The organism is Stenotrophomonas sp. NPDC078853 (assembly GCF_044901215.1).
In the GTDB taxonomy this organism is placed as follows: Bacteria; Pseudomonadota; Gammaproteobacteria; order Xanthomonadales; family Xanthomonadaceae; genus Stenotrophomonas; species Stenotrophomonas lacuserhaii.
In genome coordinates this window covers 111,106-133,655 of the sequence record NZ_JBJDOQ010000008.1, presented here as the reverse complement: position 1 = coordinate 133,655, position 22,550 = coordinate 111,106, and the positions used below count along the sequence as shown (strand labels likewise).

The window sequence follows — 22,550 nt, the reverse complement described above, 5'->3', positions numbered from 1 at the left end:
AACGGTCAGGCGGGCCTTGCAGCGCACGCCCCGCAGGGAATCAGAGCACCACCGGCGGTTCGCCGCCGACGATCACCACATCGGCGCGGCGGCGCGCGAACAGGCCCACGCAGACCACGCCGGGCAGCTGGTTGAGCTCACGCTCGAGCTTTTCCGGATCGGTGATCTGCAGGTGGTGGATGTCCAGGATCTGGTTGCCGTTGTCGGTCACCACGCCCTCGCGCCAGGTTGGCTGGCCGGCGGTCATGTCGCGGATCTGGCGGGCGACCAGGCTGCGTGCCATCGGGATCACTTCCACCGGCAGCGGGAACCGCCCCAGCACCGGCACCTGCTTGGACGGGTCCACGATGCAGATGAAGCGCTCGCTGGCCTCGGCGATGATCTTCTCGCGGGTCAGTGCGGCGCCGCCGCCCTTGATCAGGCACTTGCCCGGATCACACTCGTCGGCGCCGTCGACATACAGCGACAGCGTGCCGGTGTGGTTGAGCTCCAGCACCTCGATGCCGAGCTGCTTCAGGCGCGCGGTGCTCTGTTCGGAACTGGACACCGCGCCCTTGATGCGGTGCTGGATGTGGCCCAGCGCATCGATGAAGTAGGCGACCGTGGAGCCGGTGCCGACCCCGACGATCATGCCGTCTTCGACGTATTCGATGGCTTTTTCAGCGGCCAGGCGCTTGGCTTCGGACATGCGGGCGGTCTCGATGGAGGATCAGGATCAGGATCTGCGTTCCAGCGACAGCAGCAGCTTCCACTGCGCGGCAGTCACCGGGAAAACGGAAAGGCGGTTGCCCTTGGCGGTGAGCGGAAAACCCTCGCCCAGCGCATCGGCGTGCAGCTTGATTTCATCCAGCGCGATGACGCGCTCCAGCTTGCGCTCGAAGCCCACGTCCACCAGCATCCAGCGCGGCTCTTCGCGGGTGGCCTTGGGGTCGTGGTAGTCCGATTGCGGATCGAACTGGGTGTCATCGGGATAGGCGGCACTGGCCACCGTGGCGATGCCGACAATGCCGGGCACCTTGGTGTTGGAGTGGTAGAACAGGATGCCGTCGCCGACGTGCATCCCGTCGCGCATGAAATTGCGCGCCTGGTAATTGCGGACGCCGTTCCAGGGCTCGGTGCCGACGCGTTGCAGGTCGTCGATGGAAAAGGCGTCCGGTTCGGACTTCATCAGCCAGTAGCGCTTGCGGGCGGTCATGCGGTCACGTGCGAGGCGAAAAGGGTGTCGGCTTCGGTGCAGATGGCGTCCACCGCCACGTCCCAGGACGCGACCGGCAACGCATCGACCTGCTGCACGGCAAATGCCGCGCCGACCAGCCACGGCGGTGCAGGGCGGTCGTGCCGGAAGGCGAAGCTGCGATCATACCAGCCCCCTCCCATGCCCAGCCGGCCGCCCTGTGCGTCGAAGCCGACCAGCGGGGTCACCACCAGGTCCATCGCGCCGGCATCCAGCGTATCGGCAGGGTCCAGGTCGGGTTCGGGAATGCCGAAACGGTTCTGCCGCAGCGCCTGGCCCGGACGCCAGGGCGCGAAGCGCAGGACGTTTTCGTGCAGCACCGGCAGGCAGTAGGCCACCGTGTCGGGCAAGGTCAACTGCCAGCGGTGCAGGGCGATTTCGCCATCCATCGCCCAGTAACCGGCCACATGCCCGCGTTGCGGGGCGAACGGCAGGGCCAGCAGGCGTGCAGCGAGGTGGTCGGCGGCGTCGATCCGGGCGGCAGCGGGCAGGTCACGGCGACGCTGCCTGAGTTCGGCGCGCAGCGCGTTGCGGGGGGCGGGTATCGAGGGGGGCGAGGAGGGCATGGCGCTATTGTGCCGCGCCGCCGACCGGAAAAAACAAAGGCGACATCCGAAGACGCCGCCTTTGTCGAATATTGCACTCTCCGCGATGACGATGCATGCGAAACGACCTTGAACCCAGGGGCTCAAGTGGGAACGCTGGGGAACCATCGGGCTTCCCGCTGCAAGGCGGACATGCACTCCCGGCGCCGTCGCGCTCCCGGTGTCGTTCTTAAGGGACAAGGCGAATGTTTGCACATGCCGTCGTGTACCGCAGAGAACGCAGGAACAGTATAACCAGCTCGCTGCGCAGGGGGAGTCCGTTCGTCGGCAACAGTGCGTGCCAATTCAGACTCCACGATGTTACGCGTCGATCGCGCGGTCCAGGCGACGGTTCATGTCGGCCAACGTCTGCTGCAGGGCGACGGCCTGGCGGTCGTTTTCATCGCGCAGCTGTTGCAGCTCATGCGCCAGGTTCAATGCCGCCAGCACGGCGACGCGGTCGACGGCCGCCATGCGGTTGCTGCCGCGGATTTCGCGCATCTTCGCGTCCAGCAGGCGCGAGGCGGCGACCAGGCTGTCGCGCTCCTCGGCGGTGACCCCGACCGTGTAATCGCGATCAAGCAGGCGGACGTTTACCGGTTCGGCACCGCTCATGTGTGCTGCTCCAGGGATTTGAGCCGGGTGATCATCGCTTCCACGCGCGAGCGGGCCTGCTCGTTCTTGGCCAGCAGCGTGGAGCGTTCGTTGACCAGCTGTTCCTGCTGGTGGCGCAGGCTGCGGTTCTCCTCGGCCAGCCGCTGGTTACGCTCAAGCAGCGCCTCCACCCGGGCGGCGAAGGCCTGCAACTGGTCGAGCGGGCTGGGATGGTCCATGGCGGCAAGAGTCTCAGGGCCGTTGATGACGGTCAAGCGTCAGCGGCACGGGCTGCGGGGCGACGCGCCACGTTCTAAACTAGCCCATCGACGACGCAGGCAGCAATGCGTGGGTCGTCCCCATCACCTATGAGCCCGCAGATGACCGAACTTCCTTCCATCGACGACGTTTCCCGTGCCAGCGCAGCGCTCGGGCTGGGCGCCAGCCCGGCCGAGCTGCACGGCGGCCTGTGTGGCTGGCTGGCCGCTGGCGGCGCGCCGGGCAATGACTGGCCGGCCCGCGTGCTGGCCGATGATGCGCTGCAGCCGGTGGCCGAGGGCAGCGCGCTGGCGCAGTTGCTGGAGGTGACCATCAAGCAGCTGGAGGACCGTGATTTCGGCTTCGAGCTGCTGCTCAGCGACAGCACCGAGACCGAGCCGCAGGTGGATGCCCTGTTCACCTGGGCGCGCGCGTTCCTGGGGGGCTTCGGGCTGGGTTCGGGGCACAAGCGCCCGGCGCTGTCCGAAGAGGGCGAGGAGGCCCTGAACGACCTGGCCAAGCTGGCCCAGGCGTCCAGCGAGGACTTCGACAGTGACGGCGAGGACGACGACGAAGCGCTGGCCGAGATCGAGGAATTCATCCGCATTGCCGTGCTGCTGCTGCACGGTGACTGCGTCATGGCCGCGCGCCACCGCCAGCGCCTCAACTGATGGCGGGCGATCGCATGGACCTGCGCCAGCGCACCGGGATCGGCGCGGCCGAGTACAAGCGGCGCCGACGCCAGTTGATGGAGATGGCCGGCGATGAGGCGATCCTGGTGCTGCCGGCCGCCTCGGAGAAAGTGCGCAGCCTGGATACGCATTACCCGTACCGCCAGGATTCGGATTTCCAGTACCTCTGCGGCTTCCCGGAGCCCGAAGCGGTACTGGTGCTGATTCCCGGGCGCCGGCACGGCGAGGTCATCCTGTTCTGCCGCGAACGCGATGCCGAGCGTGAAGCCTGGGATGGCAGTCGTGCCGGCCAGGAAGGCGCCGTGGCGGATTTCGGCATGGACGACGCCTATCCCATCGAGGACCTCGACGACATTCTGCCGGGGATGCTGGAAGGGCGCTCGCGGGTGTATTACCACTTCGGGCGCGATGCTGATTTCGACCTGAAGCTGATCGGCTGGGTCAACCGCGTACGTTCGCAGGTACGCCATGGCGCGCAGCCTCCGCACGAGTTCCAGGAGCTGGGCCATCTGCTGCACGAGCAGCGCCTGTTCAAGTCCGGCGCGGAGATCGCGCTGATGGAACAGGCCGCGCAGATCAGCGTGCAGGCGCACTGCGCGGCGATGCGGGCTGCGCGCGCGGGCATCCATGAGTATGAGCTGCAGGCCGAGCTGGAGCGGGTGTTCCGCGCCCATGATGCGTGCCCGGCGTATTCGAGCATCGTCGGTGCAGGGCGCAACGGCTGCATCCTGCATTACCGCGACAACAACGCGCGTACGCGCGACGGTGATCTGGTGCTGATCGATGCCGGCGCGGAGTACCGTGGCTATGCCAGCGACATCACCCGCACCTTCCCGGTCAACGGTCGCTTCACTGCCGAACAGCGCGCGCTGCACGATCTGGTCGGCGCCGCGCAGGCGGCCGCGCTGGCGCAGGCACGGCCGGGCGTGTCGTATGAAGCGGGCCACCTGGCCGCGGTGCAGGTGCTGACCGAGGGGCTGTTGCGGCTGGGGCTGCTCAAGGGCAGCGTGGAGGACAACATCGCCCAGGAGCAGTACAAGCGCTTCTATCGCCACAAGACCGGGCACTGGATCGGGATGGACGTGCACGACGTCGGTGATTACCGCCTGGCGGGTGAGTCGCGGCTGCTGGAGCCCGGCATGGTGTTCACCATCGAGCCGGGGTTGTATGTCGGTGCCGACGACACCAGCGTGGAGGCGCGCTGGCGCGGCATCGGCATCCGCACCGAGGATGACGTGCTGATCACCGCCGATGGGCATCGGGTGTTGACCGAGGGCCTGGCGCGCAGCGCCGACGAGATCGAAGCGTTCATGCAGGGGTGAGGGGGTTTGCCGGGCCTGCGGCCCGGCGGCCCGCTTTTTTTCAAGCCACGGCAACGTCAACGTCAAGAGCTGCAGCGCTGCGTGTTGGCGGGGCGGGGTGGCTGTGCAGGACACGCCGCAAGTACGTCCGTGTAGGCTCGCTTTTCGCATCCATGCGAAAAGACGGTCCTGCACAGCCACCCCGCCCCACCTTCGACAGGTCCATGGTGGCGTTGGGACCTTCGGTAGCGCCGACCCATGGTCGGCGGACTGTTTCCGCCAACTGCCCGCTGCGCTCGCCGAGGATGGCTATGCCGGTCGTCCTGACCGGCACCCTGCGGGCCGTCGCAAGCGACGTTGGCAGCGGCTCCTGCCGCTGCCTTCGGCGCTACCGCTTTTCTTCTTCTTTTTTTGCGCGGGTGGCGGCCACCGGAACCTGTCACGGGTTCGGGCGGGGAGGGTGTGCGGGGCCTTGAGCGGAAGGAGCCGCGAAGAGCTACATGGACGTACTTGCGCGTGCCCCGCACAGCCTCCCCGCCCGGCCCACCCTCAGCTGCAGCTCTAAACGCCACCCGCGAGGGGTTTCACCCGTTCGCCAACACAAACTCCGGCCGGGTCAGGTTGTCCGCCTCGCCATCAGTGCACAGCACTTCGTCCTCGATCCGGATCCCGCCGTAAGGACGGAAGAAATCCACGCGATCCCAGTCGATGCTGGCGCCATGCCCGGCCTGCTTCACTTCGTCCAGCAGCATGTCGATGAAGTACAGGCCCGGCTCGATGGTCACCACCATGCCCGCCTCCAGCACGCGGGTCAGGCGCAGGTAGGGGTGGCCTGACGGACGTTCGATCCGGCCACCGGCGTCGCCTGCGGCGAAGCCCGCCACGTCGTGCACCTGCAGGCCGATCAGGTGGCCGATGCCGTGCGGGAAGAAGGCCGCGCTGATGCCGGTTTCCACCGCCGTCTGCGGCGATACCTTGAGCACGCCGAAGTCCTTCAGTACGCCCATCAACGACAGGTGCGCGTCCACGTGCAGCTGCTTGTAGTCGAAGCCCGGGCGGACCGCGGCACACATCTGCTGCTGGGCGGCGTCGACCGCGCCGATCATCGCGGCGAACTCGTCGTGGCCGTGCGCCGCATGGGTGCGGGTGATGTCGCTGGCATAGCCGAGTGCGCTGGCGCCGGCATCGATCAGGAAGCTGCGCAGCGGCTGCGGCGCGGTGCGGCCCAGTTCGGTGTAGTGCAGCACGGCGGCGTGCTCGTTGAGTGCCACGATGTTGCCGTACGGCAGCTCGTTGGCATCCTGGCCGACTGCCGCGCAGTACGCCATGTGGATGGAAAACTCATCGGCGCCGTTGCGGAACGCCGCTTCGGCGGCGCGATGGCCGCGTACGCCCAGCACCTGCGCCTGGCGCATCAGTGCGATCTCATACGGCGTTTTGCAAGCCCGGTGGTATTCCAGGTAATCCAGCACCGGCGCCGGGTTGTTCGGCACCCACTCGCCCAGCGTGCTCTGGGCCTCGCCCAGCACGGCGCAGCGCGAACGGTCGCGCGGCAGCAGTGCCAGCGCTTCTTCCGGCTTGCGGATGACCTGGATGTCGAAGTGCTCCACCCACCAGCCACCCGGTGCGTCGGGCACCACGTGCCAGTAGTCGAAGGGTTGGTGGAAGATCACCGTGGGACGCTTGCCCGGGGTGAACACCAGCCAGCTGTGCGGTACGCGGGTCAGCGGCAACCACGCCTTGAACTGCGGATTCACCGCATAGGGATAATCGCGGTCGTCGAACAGGTGGTAGTGCAGGGTGCCGCTGGGAACCACCAGATGGTCGAAACCGCCGCGCGCCAGCGCTGTTTCGGCCCGCCGGCAAAGCACGGCCAGGTGGTCGGGATAAAGGGCGCCGGGGTCGTGCTGGATCATCGCGGTGACTCGCTGGAAAACAGCCCCTGATTGTGCCGCATGCGCCGCGCGACTGCTGTGCCGGAACCGGCGCTCAGGGCGCCGGAGATTCCTGTCCGATCCATCCGCGCAGCAGTTCGCGGTGTTCGCGCGAGAGGGTGATGAAGCGGAAACCGGCCCAGGCCTGTCCTGCCACGTGCGCCGGATCGGCCCACAGCAGGTGCACGCCGACCTCGACCGGGGCGGCGCGGCCATCGGCCAGTGGCAGGGTGAACTGCAGCTGGTACAGCGCGTCTTCGCGCAGCGGCACCGAGGCCAGCATCAGCATGCCGGTCTCGGAAATATTGCCGAGGCGGCCGACCACGCGTTCGGCGACCAGGTCGGTCACCGGCACCAGGTCGGTCACGTTGCGGCGTGGCGCGCGGCGGGTGTCGGGGCTGTCGTCGTCGGCGCTCATGCGGCTTCCCCTTGTTCAGTGCCGGCCAGTGAGCGCAGCGTGCGCAGGGTGGCCTGCCAGGCGCGATCGATCAGCCGTCCCTTGTCTTCGGTAACGATGCGCGCCTGCTCCAGGGCCATCAGCCGGGCCAGTGTATCCAGTGTGTACTCGGCCACTTTCTGCCCGCGCGGATTGACGAACAGGGCATGTTCGGTGACCAGGCTGTACCAGGACAGGCGCTGGCGGTGCAGGTCGCCCTGCTGGTTGCTGATGAACTCGAACCAGGTGCCGAACGGCAGCGTGCGCAGCTGTCGGTAGCAGTCTTCTTCGACGTTGCTGCGTGCCAGCGGTGCGAGCCGGCGGGTGTCATGGGCTTCGGCCTGTTCGCCCAGCCGGGTGCGTGCCTTCAGCCGCGCGCTCAGCTCGGTCCGCGAGGTGCTGTCGTCTTCGCCGCCGGGGGTGGAGAGGCGGCGCGCGATGGCTCGCGCTTCGTCATGGTGGCAGCCGATCTGCACGACGGCTGCCTCGATTTCGCCGAACAGGACGTCGTCGGCCGCATGCTCGCCGCCGGGGGGCTGGGCGGTAACCGCGGTGATGCGCGCGGTCTGCTGCAAGCGCTGCTGCCACAGTGCGGAGTCTTCGCCGTGGCGCAGCTGGGCCAGGGTCAGCACGTCGGCCCAGGCCTGGCGCAGCAGCGTCTGCACGAAGCGTGGCGGCTGGTCCTGCGCGCAGGCCTGTTCAATCAGCGCGGCAGCCTGCTGGCGTGCGACCTCCAGCCGCTCCTTGCCGCGCGCGGCTTCCACGTGGCGGCGCTCGGCCAGCTCGGCCTTGTGCGCAGCGGCACGGAAGTGCTGCTGTACTTCTTCGTTGGCGGCGGCGAACACGGCCGGATCGTCGTGGTACTGCGCCACCACGGTATCCACCGTGCGCTCCAGCTTCTGCACCAGCTGCGGGTCCAGGTCATCTTCCTGCAGGCCGCTGGCGCCCAGTTCGGCGATGGTGTTGAGCAGCTCGCGGGCCGGGTGCTCGTCGCGCACGAAGAAGCCCGGGTCGGCCAGCGCGGCGCGTGCCAGCGGCACCTGCAGCCTGCCGACCAGGTCGTTGCCTGCGGTCTGCGGACGCTGCTCCTGACGGATCTGCTGGAACAACAGGCCGAGCAGGTCCAGCGTGTCGCCATCCTTGACCGTCAGCGCCGCCTGCTCGCCGTGTTCGGCGCGCAGCTGGGTCAGCAGGGCGGTCTGCAGGTCGGACATGCTGCGTGAGGTGGCGCCGCCGGCGATGCGTGCCTGCAGCTGCCCGAGGATCGCGTCGACCATCGCGCTGGGTACCGCGTTGGCATCGGCCGTACCCCCCGCCACGGCGCGTTCGTCTGCCACCGCAGCGCCCGGCAGCGGTGCCTCCGGGCGGTGCGACGGAGCCACCTCGGCGGCCATCGCCTGCCGCGCACCGGCGAGCAGTTCGTGCAGTGCACTCATAGCCGGCGCTGCGAGGTCCACCACCGGGGGCGCGGTCGCCGGTTGATCCGGCGCAGCGGTGGGCAGCGGCGGCGGCTGGGGCGCGCCGTTCTGGGCGGGATGCCCGCCCAGTTCGGCCTGCATCATCGCCGACCAGGAACTGGCGGCAGTGCTGCTGGCACCGTTCCAGCTGGTGACCGGCGTGGTGCGGGCGCGTGCGGCCCCGGCTTGGCTGCGGCCTGGCTGGGTGACGATCCGGCGGGTCGCCGCCGAGCGCGCCAGGTAAGGGGTGTAGACCAGTCCGGGCAGCACGCCTTCGTGACCCAGCAGCACGTTGACGCGCTCCAGCAGCTCGCCCAGCCGCTCCAGCACCTGGCGTTCGAAGCTGCGATACAGCGCCAGCTGGGCTTCCAGTTCGAGCCCGCCTTCATCGCCGATCCGGCGCACGATGCCGCACAGGATCACCGGGCCGAACGGTACATGCTCGGCATCCAGCGCCGGCGCGGCGGCCAGCACCGCCAGCCGCTGTCCGAGCAGTTGCAGCGCGTTGGCCGAGCGCAGTATTTCGCGCCGCATGATCTCGTTGAGCACGATGTCGCGATCGATGTCGGTGTCGTTGACCAGGGTCAGCGCGGACATCGACGGGCGCGGCGGTTCGGCTGCCGCCGGTGCTTCGCTGGCAGGCGCGAACAGCGCCGCCAAGGCCTGCGCGAGGTGTTCCAGGAAGCGGTGGCTGAAGCCTTCGGCGAAGGGATGGATCTGACGGGCCTGCGCCAACAGGTCGGCCTGCACCTGGCTGTTGCGGGCGCGCTCGGCCTCGCGCAGCAGTTCACGCTCCAGCTCAACCACGGTCAGCGTCAGCGGCGCGGTCAACGACTGCCGCGACAGCGCCAGCAGCGCGCCCAGCAGCCGGCGCACGCGCGGTGGGGCGTCGACCGCGGCGAAGCGTGCAGTGTCCTCAGGCATCGGCGGAGGCGAGGAGGGCATGGGGCTGGGCATCCGTTTTCCCGGGGTCGGGCTCGGAATCTACCGTGTCGGGCGGGGCGGCGCTACTCGCCCAGGAACAGCTCCACCACATCGTTGGTGAAGCGGCGTCCCAGCTCCGTCGGCCGCAGCAGCCCGCCGTGGTCGTGGGCGTCTGCGCCCGCACAGCCGTGGTCGTCGCAGCCATGTCCGTGATCATGGCCGCCGCCCACGCGTTCCAGCCAGCCGCGCTGCAGCGCCTGTTGCAGCGGCGCATCGATCGCGCTGGCCGTCAGCCCGGTACGCGACTGGAAGTCGCGCAGGCTGAAGCCTTCGTGCAGGCGCAGCAGGTTGAGCATGTACTCGAACGGCAGCCGGTCCGCCGCGATGATGTCATCGCCGCCGAAGCTGGCAGGGCTGCCGGCGGCGTCCATGTAGGCCTGCGGATGCTTCAGCTTCCAGCGCCGGCGCACGTTCTGCTCGGCCCCGGAGCTGATCTTGCCGTGCGCACCGGCACCGATGCCGAGGTAGTCGCCGAAGCGCCAGTAATTCAGGTTGTGCGCACTCTGCCGCCCGGGCCGCGCATAGGCACTGACCTCGTACTGGTCGAAGCCGGCCTGCGCCAGCAGCGCCTGGCAGTGTTCCTGCATGTCCCACGCGCTGTCTTCGTCCGGAATGCCCTGTGGCGGGCGGGCGAAGAACACCGTGTTCGGTTCCAGCGTGAGCTGGTAGTGCGAAAGATGCGCCGGCTGCAGCGCGAAGGCGCGCTCCAGGTCGTGTTCGGCGGCGGCCAGGGTCTGGCCGGGCAGGGCATACATCAGGTCGATGTTGAAATTGTCCAAGCCCGCATCCTGCGCCATCTTGACCGCGCGCTCGGCTTCGGCGCTGTCATGGATACGGCCCAGGCGCTTGAGCGCGTCGTCGTTGAAGGTCTGGATGCCGAAGCTGAGCCGGTTGACACCAGCCGCACGGTAGCCGTCGAAACGGCCATGCTCGGTCGTGCCCGGGTTGGTCTCCAGGGTGACTTCGGCGTTCGGGGCGAAGCGCAGCCGCGCCGAGGCCTGCTGCAGGAAGCGGTCGATCGCCTCGGCCGGGAACAGGCTGGGCGTGCCGCCGCCGAAGAATACGCTGTGCACCACCCGTCCCCATACCAGCGGCAGGTCCTGGTCCAGGTCGCGCACCAGCGCATCGATGTAAGCATCGAAGGGCAGTTCGCCCTTGGCCTGGTGCGAGTTGAAATCGCAGTACGGGCATTTGCGCACGCACCAAGGCAGGTGCACGTAGAGCGACAGCGGCGGCGGAATGAGGGCGGGCATCAGCGTCGGTTACAGGGAAAGCGAGGACAGCCGCTGCTTCAGCTGCTGCAGGGCCAGCGCACGGTGGCTGAGCGTATTCTTCAGGGCAGGCTCCATTTCCGCGGCGGTCAGCCCATGGCGCGGGTCCAGGAACACCGGGTTGTAGCCGAATCCGTTGTGGCCGCGCGGCGCCTCCAGGATCACGCCTTCCCAGCTGCCTTCGCAGACCAGCGGCTGCGGATCGGCGGCGTGGCGCAGCAGTACGATCACCGCGAAGAAGCGTGCGGTGCGCTGCCCGGCAGGTACATCGCGCAGGTCGGCCAGCAGCTTGGCGTTGTTGGCGGCATCGTCGGTGGGGCTGCCGGCGTAGCGCGCGCTGTACAGTCCCGGTGCGCCGCCGAGGGCGTCCACGATCAGGCCGGAGTCGTCGGCCAGCGCCGGCAGGCCGCTGGCCTGGCAGGCCGCACGCGCCTTGATCAGTGCGTTTTCCACGAAGGTCAGGCCGGTTTCGGGCACATCGCCCACCCCGGCATCGGCGGCCGACAGGATCTGCAGCGGCAGGTCGGCCAGCATCGCCTGCATCTCCTTCAGCTTGCCGGCGTTGTGGCTGGCAAGTACCAGTTTGGCAGTAGCGGGAAGACGCATCAGGCCAGCTCCAGCAGGTCCCAGGTGTTGCCGTACAGGTCGCGGAACACCGCCACGGTGGCATAGGGTTCCCTGCGCGGTGCTTCGAGGAACTCCACGCCCGCAGCCAGCATCGCGGCGTGGTCACGCGCGAAGTCGTCGGTCTCCAGGAAGAAGCCGACCCGTCCACCGGTCTGGTCGCCGATCCGCGCGGCCTGCACGTCCGAACTGGCGCGCGCCAGCAGCAGCCCGGCAGCGCCGTCGGTGGCGGGCGATACCACCACCCAGCGCTTGCCGCCGCCCTGGTCGATGTCCTGCTGCAGGTGGAAGCCGAGCGCACCGGTGAACCAAGTGATCGCGCGGTCGTAGTCATCCACCAGCAAGGTGGTCAGGGCCAGCCGGCGACTCATGCGGCCAGTGCCGCCTGCTGCGCGGCCAGCAGCTCGCCCACGCCCTTGTCGGCCAGCGCCAGCAGCGCATCCAGTTCGTCGCGACGGAACGCATGGCCTTCGGCGGTGCCCTGCAGTTCGATGAAGCCGCCGCCATCGTTCATGACGACATTCATGTCGGTGTCGCAGTCGCTGTCTTCGGCATAGTCCAGGTCCAGCACCGGGGTGCCGCGGTAGACGCCCACCGATACCGCCGCCACCGCGCCGATGATCGGGTTGCGCTTGATGTCACCGCGTTTGAGCAGCAGGTTCACTGCATCGGCCAGGGCCACGTAGGCGCCGGTGATGGCCGCGGTGCGGGTGCCGCCGTCGGCCTGCAGCACGTCGCAGTCCAGGGTGATGGTGCGCTCGCCCAGCGCATTGCGGTCCACGCAGGCGCGCAGGCTGCGGCCGATCAGACGCTGGATTTCCAGCGTGCGGCCGCCCTGCTTGCCACGCGCTGCTTCGCGGTCGCTGCGGGTGTGGGTGGCGCGTGGCAGCATGCCGTATTCGGCGGTGACCCAGCCTTCACCCTTGCCACGCAGGAAGCCCGGCACGCGGTTTTCCACGGTGGCGGTGCACAGCACGCGGGTTTCGCCGAAGCAGACCAGCACCGAGCCTTCGGCGTGGCGGGTGAAACCGCGTTGGAGGGTGACCTGGCGCATCTGGTCAGGCTGGCGGCCACTGGGGCGGGTATCGGACATGGCGGGGTACCGTTGGAGCGGGGGAACGGGTCCATGCCCGCGCCGGGGAGGGGGCAGGCAGGAGGCTCGAATGAAGCCGCTAGGGTACCATTCCCTCTTTGGGAGCATCTGGAAAACCCCATGATCCGAAGCATGACCGCTTACGCCGGGGGCGAGCGCGCCACCGCCTGGGGCACGCTGGGCTGCGAGCTGCGCTCGGTGAACCACCGGTTCCTCGAAGTCGGCACCCGCCTGCCGGAGGAACTGCGCGCGCTGGAACCGCAGCTGCGTGAACGCATTTCCGCACGCCTGAGCCGCGGCAAGCTGGACCTGGTGATGCGCCTGCGCACGCCGGAAACCTCAGCCAGCCTGCAGGTCAACGACGTCCTGCTCGGCCAGCTGGGCCAGCTGGCGCACCGGCTGACGTCCGACTTCCCCAACCTGCAGGTCAGCTTCACCGACCTGCTGCAGCTGCCCGGCGTGATGCAGGGCGAAGCCACCGATGCCACCGCGCTGCAGGCCGAGGCGCTGGCGCTGCTGGAACAGACCCTGGACGGCTTCATCGCTGGGCGCGAACGCGAAGGCGACAAGCTGGCAACCGCCATCAGTGAACGTGTGGATGCCATCGAGCGCATCGCTGCGGACGTGCGCACCCTGATTCCCGCGATCCGCGAAGGCCAGCGGGTCAAACTGGCCGCGCGCCTGGCCGACCTGCCGCACCCGGTGGATCCGGGCCGCGCCGAGCAGGAACTGGTGATGTGGCTGCAGAAGCTGGACGTGGATGAAGAGCTGGACCGCCTCGGCAGCCATATCGTGGAAATCCGCCGCGTGCTGAAGCAGCGCGATCCGGTCGGGCGCCGGCTGGACTTCCTGCTGCAGGAGTTCAACCGCGAAGCCAATACGCTGGGCTCCAAGTCGGTGGACAGCCGCACCTCCAATGCTGCGGTGGAGCTGAAAGTGCTGATCGACCAGATCCGCGAACAGGTACAGAACATCGAATGAGCATCCAACCTTCCCCGGTCGGCACGCCCGCGCGCGGCACCCTGTACATCGTTGCCGCGCCTTCCGGTGCCGGCAAGAGCAGCATCGTCAACGCCACCCTGGCGCGCGACCCGCAGATCGCGCTGTCGATCTCGTTCACCTCGCGGGCCACGCGTCCGGGCGAGGTCAACGGCGAGCACTACCATTTCGTCAGCGCGACCGAGTTCGAGGCGATGATCGCCGCCGGCGATTTCTTTGAACACGCCTGGGTGCACGGCGACTGGAAGGGCACCGCCCGGCAGTCGGTGGAGCCGCAGCTGGCCGCCGGCCAGGACGTGCTGCTGGAAATCGACTGGCAGGGCGCGCAGCAGGTGCGCCAGCTGGTGCCCGGCACGGTGACGGTGTTCATCCTGCCGCCATCGAAGCAGGCGCTGCAGGACCGCATGCGCAAGCGCGGCCAGGACAGCGAGGCGGTGATCAGCCAGCGGCTGTCGGCCGCGCGCGAGGAAATGCTGCACTTCAACGACTTCGACTACGTCATCGTCAACGAGATCTTCGACACCGCGGTGGATGAGCTGTGCGCCATCTTCACCGCCAGCCGGCTGCGCCGCGAAGCGCAGAAGGTCCGCCATGCCGGGCTGATCCAGGCCCTTTTGACCGCAGATCCTTCTGCAACTGACTGATTGCAAAAGGAACAGGGAAGGGTTGGCTTGATTTTGTCCAGCCCCTGCCCTTACACTCCGTCCCCTTTCCCTCATTCGACTGAGCGGCCGACCGGTCGCCGGGAGCCCGTATGGCCCGCATCACCGTAGAAGATTGCCTGGAAGTCGTTAACAACCGTTTCGAGCTGGTCATGATGGCGTCCAAGCGCGCCCGCCAGCTTGCCAACGGCGTGCAGGCCACGCTGGACAACAGCGAAACCGAAGACAAGCCGACCGTGCTGGCGCTGCGCGAAATCGCCGCCCGTCGCATCGACAACGCGCTGATCGACGAAGTCGAAAAGGCCGAGCGCGAGCGTGCCGAGCGTGAAGCGCTGGAATGGGCCGCCGCCGAAGTGGTCGCCGACGAGGACATGTCCAAGAACGACGACTGAGTCCAGTCGACACCCTTGGCCAGATGCGAAACAGCCCGCCGCAAGCGGGCTGTTTCGCATTCAGGATTTGCTGAAATTGTGACGCTGGCATAGGCTTCGGCCATGAACCCAGGCCCCACTGCCAAGGTAGCCGCGCCATCCCGCGCGGATGTACCCGATTACGTCCTTCAACTCGAGCGCGCAGCGCACTACCTGCCGCCGGAGCAGCTGCCACTGCTGCGCCGTGCGTGGGAAGTGGGGGCCGCCGCGCACGCCGGTCAGACCCGCAAGTCCGGCGAGCCCTACATCACCCACCCGGTTGCCGTGGCGCAGGTGCTGGCCGAGCTGGGGCTGGACATGGAAGCGCTGATCGCCGCGATCCTGCACGACACCATCGAAGACACGCCGCTGACCCGCGAAGAGCTGGCCGCCGAGTTCGGCGAACCGGTGGCCGAACTGGTGGACGGGGTCACCAAGCTGGACAAGCTGAAGTTCCGCGACCGCCAGGAAGCGGCCGCCGAGAGCTTCCGCAAGATGCTGCTGGCGATGTCGCGCGACCTGCGCGTGATCATGATCAAGCTGGCCGACCGCCTGCACAACATGCGCACGCTGGGCGCGCAGAGCAGCGAGGCGCGCGGCCGGATCGCGCGCGAGACGCTGGAAATCTATGCGCCCATCGCGCAGCGGCTGGGCATGAGCCTGGTCAAGAGCGAACTGCAGAACCTCGGTTTCAAGGCGCTGTATCCGTGGCGCCATGCGATCCTGGAAAAGCACATCCGCAGCCAGCCGGTGGTACGCCGCGAAGCGATGGCGCAGGTGGAAGTGCAGCTCAGCCAGCGCCTGGCCAAGGAAGGGCTGGAACATCGGCTGGTCAGCCGGATCAAGACCCCGTGGAGCATCTACAACAAGATGCACGACGAAAACAAATCCTTCGACCAGGTCATGGATGTGTTCGGTTTCCGGCTGGTGGTGCGCAGCGTGCCCAACGCCTACCACGCGCTGGGCGCGGTGCATGCCGCGTTCAAGCCGCTGGACGGGCGCTTCCGCGACTTCATCGCCATTCCCAAGGCCAACGGCTACCAGTCGCTGCACACGGTGCTGTTCGGCCCGTACGGCTCGCCGATCGAAGTGCAGATCCGCACCGAGGAAATGGACCTGATCGCCGAACGCGGCGTGGCCGCGCACTGGACCTACAAGTTCGGTGGCGACACCCCCAACAGCGCGCAGAGCCGTGCCCATGCGTGGATCGTCGAACTGATCGACTCCCAGCGCGCGGCCGGTTCCTCGCTGGAGTTCCTCGACAACGTCAAGGTCGACCTGTTCCCGGACGAGGTCTACCTGTTCACGCCGAAGGGCAAGATCATGGCCCTGCCGCGCAATGCGACCGCGTTGGACTTCGCCTACGCGGTGCATACCGACGTCGGCAATACGGCAGTGGCGTCACGGGTGGACAAGAAGCTGGTGCCGTTGCGCACCAAGCTGGTCAGTGGCCAGACAATCGAGATCATCACCGCCCGTTCGGCCACGCCCAAGCCGCAGTGGCTGGAATTCGTGGTCACCAGCAAGGCCCGCACGGCCATCCGCCACCAGCTCAAGCAGCTCGAGCACGAAGACGCCGTGCAGCTGGGCCACCGCATGCTTGATCGTGCGCTGGAAGCGATGGATTCGTCGCTGGAGCGCCTGCCCAAGGGCCGCCTGGATGCGTTCCTGGCCGAGCACCGGTTCCCGCGGCTGGAGGCGCTGCTGGCCGAAGTGGCGCTGGGCAACTGGATGCCGACGCAGGCCGCGCAGGCGCTGATGGCCTACGCCGAACTGCGTGGCGGTGCACGTCACCATTCGCAGGAAAAGATCCTGATCAACGGCAGCGAACGCGGCGTGGTCACCTTCGCCAACTGCTGCCAGCCGATTCCAGGCGATGAGATCATGGGCTACCACACCGCCGGCAAGGGCATCGTGGTGCACCGGATGGACTGCCCGAACCTGGCCGAGCTGCGCAAGTCGCCGGAGCGCTGGGTACCGATCGGCTGGGATTCGTCGGTATCCGGCGACTACGACACCTCGCTGGTGGTCGAAGTGGAGAACGGTACCGGCGTGCTGGCGCAGCTGGCCGCGGCGATCGCGCAGAGCCAGTCCAACATTGAACGCGTGGACTACCTGGACCGCGACTTCAATGCCGCCGTGCTGGCCTTCAACGTGCAGGTGCGCGACCGCAACCACCTTGCCGAAGTCATGCGCCGGCTGCGTCGCCTGTCGGTGGTGCAATCGGTGCGTCGCCAGTAGTAGTGGGTGACGACCTGATGGTGGGTGACGACCGTTGGTCGTCACGCTTCTGCGTGGAACAAGAGCGTGACGACCAACGGTCGTCACCCACCAGCATGGCTTCGTCACCCACCAGCACGGCTGCGCCACCCACCGATACAAGCGCCCCGGGCGGTACAATGGACGCTCTGTTTTTCCTGATACCGGAGCCCCCATGACCCGCCAGATCATCAACACCGAAAAGGCCCCCGCCGCCATCGGTCCTTACTCGCAGGCCGTGCGCGCCGGCAACACCGTGTACTTCTCCGGCCAGATCCCGCTGGACCCGGCCACTGGCGACATCGTCGGCGTCGGTGACGTGGAAGCCCAGGCCCGTCGTGCCTTCGACAACCTCAAGGCCGTGGCCGAGGAAGCCGGCGGCTCGCTCGACCAGGTCGTCCGCCTGGGCCTGTACCTGACCGACCTGGCCGAGTTCGCCAAGGTCAACGCCGTCATGCAGGACTATTTCAAGGCGCCGTTCCCGGCGCGTTCGACCATCGAAGTCTCCGGCCTGCCGAAGGGCGCCAACTTCGAAGTCGATGCGGTGATGGTCATCGGCTGAACCCCGCGTGGCACGCAAGGCCGCCCCTGCACTGGCTCCATCCGGTGAAGCCTCGCTGGCGATGCTCGCCGGGGTCGGTCCGGCGGTGGCCGGCAAGCTGCAGGCGCGCGGCCTGGGCACGCTGCAGGATCTGTGGCTGCACCTGCCGCTGCGCTATGAAGACCGGACCCGGTTGACCCTGATCGAAGACCTGCGTTCGGGCGTGCCGGCGCAGGTCGAAGGCCGGGTGATGGCGGTGGAGCGCGGCATGCGCTACCGGCCGATGCTCAAGGTCGCCATTGAAGACGAAGGGCGCGGCACGCTGGTGCTGCGTTTCTTCCATTTCCGCCAGCAGCAGCTCGGGCAGTTCGCGGTCGGCAACCGGCTGCGCTGCTTCGGTACCCCGCGGCCCGGCCAGCTGGGCCTGGAGATCGTCCATCCCAGTTACCAGGTGCTGGGGCGCCACGATGATCCTGCGCTGGGGGACAGGCTGGATCCGGTGTACCCGGCAGTGGAAGGGGTCGGCCCGGCAACCATGCGCAAGCTGATCCTGCAGGCGCTGGAGCGCTTGCCGGACGAATCCCTGCTGGAACTGCTGCCCCCCGGATGGCTGGATGGCCTGGGCCTGCCATCGTTGCGCAGCGCACTGCTGACCGTGCACCAGCCGCCGCAGGATGCGGATCTTTCCGCGCTGGCCAATGGCATCCATCCCGCACAGCGCCGGCTGGCGCTGGAAGAACTGCTCGCCCACCACCTGAGCCTGCGCCGCCAGCGCATCGCCCTGCAGGCCCACCATGCGCCGCCGCTGGACGGGCCGGGAAGGCTGGCCAAGGCGCTGCTCAAGCAGCTGCCGTTCGCCTTGACCGGCGCGCAGCAGCGCGTGTTCAAGCAGATCCGCGACGACCTCGCCCGGCCCAGCCCGATGTTGCGGCTGGTGCAGGGTGACGTCGGTTCGGGCAAGACGGTGGTGGCCGCATTGGCGGCCATGCTGGCGGTGGAGCAGGGCAAGCAGGTCGCGCTGGCCGCGCCCACCGAACTGCTGGCCGAACAGCATCTCAACAACCTGCGCGGCTGGCTGGAACCGCTGGGCGTGCAGGTCGCCTGGCTGGCCGGCAAGGTCACCGGCAAGGCTCGTGCCAAGGTGCTGGCCGATGTGGCCAACGGCGAGGCGAAGGTGGTGGTCGGCACCCATGCGTTGATGCAGGACGCGGTGGTGTTCCAGGACCTTGCGCTGGCGATCGTCGATGAGCAGCACCGCTTCGGCGTGCACCAGCGGTTGGCGCTGCGCGACAAGGGCGCGGGCGGCAACAGCGTGCCGCACCAGCTGGTGATGACCGCCACGCCGATTCCGCGCACGCTGGCGATGTCCGAATATGCCGATCTGGACGTGTCGGCCATCGATGAGCTGCCGCCCGGGCGCACCCCGGTGCAGACCGTGGCGCTCAACGCCGATCGCCGCCCCGAGCTGATCGAGCGGATCGCGCTGGCCTGCAGCGAGGGACGCCAGGTGTACTGGGTCTGCACGCTGATCGAAGAAAGCGAGGAGCTCGATGCCACGCCGGCGCAGGCCACCTACGAGTCACTGCAGGCGCTGCTGCCGGGCGTGCGTGTCGGGCTGGTGCACGGGCGCCTGAAGGCCGCCGAAAAACTGGCGACGATGGTGGCGTTCAAGGCCGGGCAGATCGATCTGCTGGTGGCGACCACCGTGATCGAAGTGGGCGTGGACGTCCCCAATGCGTCGTTGATGGTGATCGAGAACGCCGAACGATTGGGGTTGGCGCAGCTGCACCAGCTGCGCGGGCGGGTAGGGCGCGGATCGGCGGTATCGCGCTGCATGCTGCTGTACCAGACGCCGTTGTCGACGATGGCGCGCGAACGCCTGCAGACCATGCGCGAGACCAACGATGGCTTCGTCATCGCCGAGAAAGACCTGGAGCTGCGCGGCCCGGGCGAGTTGCTGGGCACCCGGCAGACCGGCCTGGCCGGTTTCCGCATCGCCGACCTGGCGCGCGACGCCAACCTGCTGCCGGACGTGCACGCACTGGCCGAACGGCTGCTGCAGGAGCAGCCCGGCCTGGCCGACCGGGTGGTCGACCGCTGGATCGGCACCGCCGTGCGTTACGCCTCGGCCTGAGCGGATGCATCGGCCGATGCTCGCCAGCTGGCTGAGGGGCCGGGCGGGAGGGGTTTGCAGGGGACGGCAACAGCGGCATCCTGCGGGCCTCGTTTCGCGCCATCCATGGCGCTCAACGCCCCTGCAACCCCCTCCCGCCCGGCCCTGACAAGCTGCGCGCGCGTCCAGCAGGGAAATGAAGAAAAGCGGTAGCGCCGAGCCGCGCTCGGCGAGCGCCAAGCGCGGCCTGCGTCAGACGATGCGATGGCAGGCAGCATCCGCCGACCATGGGTCGGCGCTACCGTCCCTCCCGCCGGGCCCCGCCCCCAGAAAACGCGCATCGCTGGTGCGCCCGGTTGTATTTGCAGCCACCGCGGTGCGACACTCCGTTGCCGCTCAGAAGACGGCAACGATGACCCACAAGATCCCGCTGTTGATCGACACCGACCCCGGTGTGGACGACGCACTGGCCCTGCTGATGGCCTTCGCCGATACCCGCCATGAGGTGGTCGCGCTGACCATCGCCGCCGGCAACGTCGGCCTGGATTACACCGTCCGCAACGCACTCAAGCTGTGTGAAGTGGTCGGCCGTGACGACGTCCCCGTGTTCGCCGGCAGCCCCGATCCGCTGCTGCATCCCTCGCTGGATGCCGCCCACGTGCACGGGCGCGACGGCTATGGCGATGTCGACCTGCCGCCCCCCGCCCGCCGCGCCGAAGCTGAACATGCCGCGCTGGCGATCCTGCGCCTGTCGCACCAGTACCGTGGCGAGCTGATGCTGGTCATGCTTGGCCCGCTGACCAACCTGGCGCTGGCGCTGAAGCTGGATCCCACCCTGCCCACCCGCATCAAGCGCATCGTGGTGATGGGCGGGGCGGTCACCTGCCACGGCAACATCACCCCTGCTGCCGAGTTCAACATCGCCTTCGATCCGGAAGCCGCGCACGTGGTGTTCGCCGCCTTCCCGCACCTGCTGGTGTCGGACTGGGAAGCGACCGTGGCCCACGGATTGCCGCTGCAGCAGGCCGAACAGTGGCTGGCCGCTGATTCGGACCGCGCGCGCTTCTATGAACTGATCTCGCGCAAGACCCGTGCGCTGTCCGAAGACAGCAAGGGCGGACGCTGGTTCACCGCCGATGCCCTGGCGATGGCCTGGGCGCTGAACCCGGAAGGGCAGCTGCAGGTGGAGTCGCGGCCGGTGAACATCGAGCTGAACGGCACGTTCAGCCGTGGCGCCACCCTCGTCGACTGGAATCGCCAGACCGGCCAGCCGGACAACTGCGCGCTTCTGATGGCCTACGATCAGTCCCGTTTCGAGGCACTGGTGCGGCAGGCGCTGGGTGCCTGAAGACAGGCACGGGGCAGGCACGGGGCGCCCGCCTCAAGGCGGGTTGCTCCGGCGCGAAGTGGGGCTTATAATGCCGCTCTTGTGTTTCCCTTACCTATTTACGGTGTACGCCCATGAAGGACGATATCCATCCCGAGTACCGTGACGTCGTCTTCGAAGACGTCACCTCTGATTTCAAGATCCTGACCCGCTCGACCATGGCGTCGAAGGAAACCACCAAGTGGGAAGACGGTAACGAGTATCCGCTCGTGAAGGTCGAAATCTCCTCCTCGTCGCACCCGTTCTACACGGGCAAGCACAAGGTGATCGACACCTCCGGCCGTATCGACAAGTTCCAGAAGCGCTACGCGCGCTGATCCGTCGATCCACGCTTGGGTGAGCGGCCGCGCATTGCGCGGCCGTTTGCTTTTCCGGGATGCGGTGCCGTGGCGTATGGTGGTGGAACGCAGCGTCCGGTTGCCGGCATCGGCGCACCGCAGGGCGCCCCCCCGGCGAGGCCTCGGGCGGGTCCTTATACGACATCTACGACTTCCGTCTAACCCCCGGAAAATGCTGCTGTGCGATAATGGCGGGATCCGCGGCACAGGTCGTGGACGTCATTCACGTGCCTGACCAATGCGCTTGGGCAGGCGCCTTCCCCTTGAAGGAGCGCACACAGTGTCCGATCTTGATCAGGTCACGCTCAACGCCGGCGAAAAGTCGGTCGTTCTGCCGGTCATCAAACCCACTCTCGGCAACGACTGCGTCGACATTTCGAAGCTGACCAAGGAAACGGGGTATTTCACCTACGATTCCGGCTTCACTGCCACCGCAAGCTGCAAGTCGGCCATCACGTACATCGATGGCGACAAGGGCGTTCTGTTGTATCGCGGCTATCCGATCGAGCAGCTCTCGGAAAAGTCGAGCTATGTCGAAGTCGTCTACCTGCTGATCAACGGCGAGCGTCCCGACGCGGCCCAGTTGAAGGCATTCAACGAAGAGCTGGCTGCCGAAGCCACCGTCGATGCATCGATCAACACGTTGATCGGCAGCTTCGCCAAGGATGCCCATCCGATGGCGATCCTGACCGCCGCGATCGCGCAGCTGTCGGGTATCTACCACGCCTCGCTCGACCTGGCCGACGCCGAACAGCGCCGCAAGGCCGCCGTGCGCCTGATCGCCAAGGTGCCGACCCTGTCGGCGCTGATCTATCGCCATGGCAAGGGCCTGCCGGCCAACACGCCGGATACCTCGCTGGACTATGTCAGCCGCTTCCTGAAGCAGACCTTCGAAGCCGCCGACGGCAGCTACGAACTCAACCAGGACGTGGTCAAGGCACTGGACCTGCTGTTCATCCTGCATGCCGACCACGAGCAGAACGCGTCGACTTCCACCGTGCGCCTGGTCGGTTCGACCGGTGCCAACCCCTACGCGTCGGTGGCCGCAGGCGTCACCGCGCTGTGGGGCCCCGCCCATGGCGGTGCCAACGAAGCCGTGCTGAAGATGCTGGAAGAAATCGGTTCGGCCGACAACGTCGAATCGGCCGTGGTCAAGGCCAAGGACAAGACCTCCGGCTTCCGCCTGATGGGCTTCGGCCACCGCGTGTACAAGAACTTCGACCCGCGCGCCAAGGTCATCGGCGAAATGACCGGCAAGGTGCTCAAGCAGCTGGGCGTGCAGGATCCGCTGCTGGACGTGGCCGTGAAGCTGGAGCAGGCCGCGCTGCAGGACGAGTACTTCGTTGCCCGCAAGCTGTACCGAACGTCGATTTCTACAG

At 67.6% G+C, this 22,550-nt stretch carries 23 protein-coding genes and 1 other RNA gene; 11 read left to right on the top strand and 13 right to left on the bottom strand.

Annotated elements, in window-relative coordinates; all coding sequences use genetic code 11:
• Positions 1-40: 40 nt before the first annotated feature.
• The 6 genes from rpiA to ACI2JH_RS10530 form a co-directional block, all read right to left on the bottom strand.
• Complete coding sequence (gene rpiA, locus ACI2JH_RS10555) at positions 41-688, bottom strand: ribose-5-phosphate isomerase RpiA (RefSeq protein WP_404736149.1); 648 nt, start codon at positions 686-688, stop codon at positions 41-43.
• A 27-nt stretch (positions 689-715) separates the two neighbouring features.
• The gene (locus ACI2JH_RS10550) at positions 716-1,195 is read right to left on the bottom strand and encodes an EVE domain-containing protein (RefSeq protein ID WP_101098206.1); all 480 of its coding nucleotides are present in this window, start codon (positions 1,193-1,195) and stop codon (positions 716-718) included.
• Positions 1,192-1,779 carry a 5-formyltetrahydrofolate cyclo-ligase gene (locus ACI2JH_RS10545; protein ID WP_182657598.1) on the bottom strand — a complete coding sequence of 196 codons (588 nt, stop codon included), beginning with the start codon at positions 1,777-1,779 and terminating at the stop codon, positions 1,192-1,194. Before ACI2JH_RS10545 ends, ACI2JH_RS10550 begins: the two co-directional genes overlap by 4 nt.
• A 94-nt stretch (positions 1,780-1,873) precedes the next feature.
• Positions 1,874-2,059, bottom strand: a non-coding RNA gene (gene ssrS, locus ACI2JH_RS10540) — 6S RNA.
• 80 nt (positions 2,060-2,139) lie between these two features.
• Positions 2,140-2,433, bottom strand: coding sequence for a cell division protein ZapA (locus ACI2JH_RS10535; RefSeq protein ID WP_404736148.1), 294 nt, complete (start codon positions 2,431-2,433; stop codon positions 2,140-2,142).
• On the bottom strand, positions 2,430-2,651 hold the full coding sequence (locus tag ACI2JH_RS10530; RefSeq protein WP_057509155.1) for a TIGR02449 family protein: 222 nt from the start codon (positions 2,649-2,651) through the stop codon (positions 2,430-2,432). Before ACI2JH_RS10530 ends, ACI2JH_RS10535 begins: the two co-directional genes overlap by 4 nt.
• Before the next feature lie 141 nt (positions 2,652-2,792).
• On the opposite strand from ACI2JH_RS10530, the gene ACI2JH_RS10525 reads away from it, so the two are divergent.
• The gene (locus ACI2JH_RS10525) at positions 2,793-3,341 is read left to right on the top strand and encodes a UPF0149 family protein (RefSeq protein WP_191769791.1); all 549 of its coding nucleotides are present in this window, start codon (positions 2,793-2,795) and stop codon (positions 3,339-3,341) included.
• 20 nt (positions 3,342-3,361) lie between these two features.
• On the top strand, positions 3,362-4,684 hold the full coding sequence (locus ACI2JH_RS10520) for an aminopeptidase P N-terminal domain-containing protein (protein WP_404736168.1): 1,323 nt from the start codon (positions 3,362-3,364) through the stop codon (positions 4,682-4,684).
• Positions 4,685-5,247: 563 nt separating this feature from the next.
• On the opposite strand, the gene pepQ is transcribed toward ACI2JH_RS10520, so the two are convergent.
• The 7 genes from pepQ to rph all read right to left on the bottom strand — a co-directional run bounded on the left by pepQ (position 5,248) and on the right by rph (position 12,462).
• Positions 5,248-6,579, bottom strand: coding sequence for a Xaa-Pro dipeptidase (gene pepQ / locus ACI2JH_RS10515; protein ID WP_404736147.1), 1,332 nt, complete (start codon positions 6,577-6,579; stop codon positions 5,248-5,250).
• A 73-nt stretch (positions 6,580-6,652) separates the two neighbouring features.
• Complete coding sequence (locus ACI2JH_RS10510; RefSeq protein ID WP_404736146.1) at positions 6,653-7,015, bottom strand: PilZ domain-containing protein; 363 nt, start codon at positions 7,013-7,015, stop codon at positions 6,653-6,655.
• The gene (locus tag ACI2JH_RS10505) at positions 7,012-9,447 is read right to left on the bottom strand and encodes a DUF1631 family protein (protein WP_404736145.1); all 2,436 of its coding nucleotides are present in this window, start codon (positions 9,445-9,447) and stop codon (positions 7,012-7,014) included. The genes ACI2JH_RS10510 and ACI2JH_RS10505 overlap by 4 nt, the downstream gene beginning before the upstream one ends.
• Before the next feature lie 50 nt (positions 9,448-9,497).
• A complete protein-coding gene (gene hemW / locus ACI2JH_RS10500) occupies positions 9,498-10,727 on the bottom strand; it encodes a radical SAM family heme chaperone HemW (RefSeq protein ID WP_101098306.1) in 1,230 nt (409 codons plus the stop codon).
• A gap of 9 nt (positions 10,728-10,736) precedes the next feature.
• Positions 10,737-11,351, bottom strand: coding sequence for an RdgB/HAM1 family non-canonical purine NTP pyrophosphatase (gene rdgB, locus ACI2JH_RS10495; protein ID WP_101098305.1), 615 nt, complete (start codon positions 11,349-11,351; stop codon positions 10,737-10,739).
• A complete protein-coding gene (locus ACI2JH_RS10490) occupies positions 11,351-11,740 on the bottom strand; it encodes a VOC family protein (protein WP_349998343.1) in 390 nt (129 codons plus the stop codon). The genes rdgB and ACI2JH_RS10490 overlap by 1 nt, the downstream gene beginning before the upstream one ends.
• Entirely contained in the window at positions 11,737-12,462 is a 726-nt protein-coding gene (gene rph, locus ACI2JH_RS10485) for a ribonuclease PH (RefSeq protein WP_182657677.1), read from the bottom strand. Before rph ends, ACI2JH_RS10490 begins: the two co-directional genes overlap by 4 nt.
• Before the next feature lie 120 nt (positions 12,463-12,582).
• On the opposite strand from rph, the gene ACI2JH_RS10480 reads away from it, so the two are divergent.
• The 9 genes from ACI2JH_RS10480 to ACI2JH_RS10440 all read left to right on the top strand — a co-directional run.
• Positions 12,583-13,443: a YicC/YloC family endoribonuclease gene (locus ACI2JH_RS10480; RefSeq protein ID WP_182657675.1), complete on the top strand. Its 861-nt coding sequence runs from the start codon at positions 12,583-12,585 to the stop codon at positions 13,441-13,443.
• Positions 13,440-14,105: a guanylate kinase gene (gene gmk / locus ACI2JH_RS10475; protein WP_042614408.1), complete on the top strand. Its 666-nt coding sequence runs from the start codon at positions 13,440-13,442 to the stop codon at positions 14,103-14,105. The genes ACI2JH_RS10480 and gmk overlap by 4 nt, the downstream gene beginning before the upstream one ends.
• A 110-nt stretch (positions 14,106-14,215) precedes the next feature.
• The gene (rpoZ, locus tag ACI2JH_RS10470; RefSeq protein WP_042614409.1) at positions 14,216-14,515 is read left to right on the top strand and encodes a DNA-directed RNA polymerase subunit omega; all 300 of its coding nucleotides are present in this window, start codon (positions 14,216-14,218) and stop codon (positions 14,513-14,515) included.
• A 102-nt stretch (positions 14,516-14,617) separates the two neighbouring features.
• Positions 14,618-16,774 carry a bifunctional (p)ppGpp synthetase/guanosine-3',5'-bis(diphosphate) 3'-pyrophosphohydrolase gene (locus ACI2JH_RS10465; protein WP_101098301.1) on the top strand — a complete coding sequence of 719 codons (2,157 nt, stop codon included), beginning with the start codon at positions 14,618-14,620 and terminating at the stop codon, positions 16,772-16,774.
• 193 nt (positions 16,775-16,967) lie between these two features.
• Positions 16,968-17,354: a RidA family protein gene (locus ACI2JH_RS10460; RefSeq protein ID WP_101098300.1), complete on the top strand. Its 387-nt coding sequence runs from the start codon at positions 16,968-16,970 to the stop codon at positions 17,352-17,354.
• A 7-nt stretch (positions 17,355-17,361) separates the two neighbouring features.
• Positions 17,362-19,467, top strand: coding sequence for an ATP-dependent DNA helicase RecG (gene recG / locus ACI2JH_RS10455; RefSeq protein ID WP_319278797.1), 2,106 nt, complete (start codon positions 17,362-17,364; stop codon positions 19,465-19,467).
• A gap of 391 nt (positions 19,468-19,858) precedes the next feature.
• Entirely contained in the window at positions 19,859-20,794 is a 936-nt protein-coding gene (locus tag ACI2JH_RS10450) for a nucleoside hydrolase (RefSeq protein WP_404736144.1), read from the top strand.
• A 113-nt stretch (positions 20,795-20,907) separates the two neighbouring features.
• Positions 20,908-21,150 carry a type B 50S ribosomal protein L31 gene (locus ACI2JH_RS10445; RefSeq protein ID WP_042614414.1) on the top strand — a complete coding sequence of 81 codons (243 nt, stop codon included), beginning with the start codon at positions 20,908-20,910 and terminating at the stop codon, positions 21,148-21,150.
• 301 nt (positions 21,151-21,451) lie between these two features.
• The coding region (locus ACI2JH_RS10440) for a citrate synthase (protein ID WP_404736143.1) at positions 21,452-22,550 on the top strand (1,099 nt) is incomplete at its 3' end.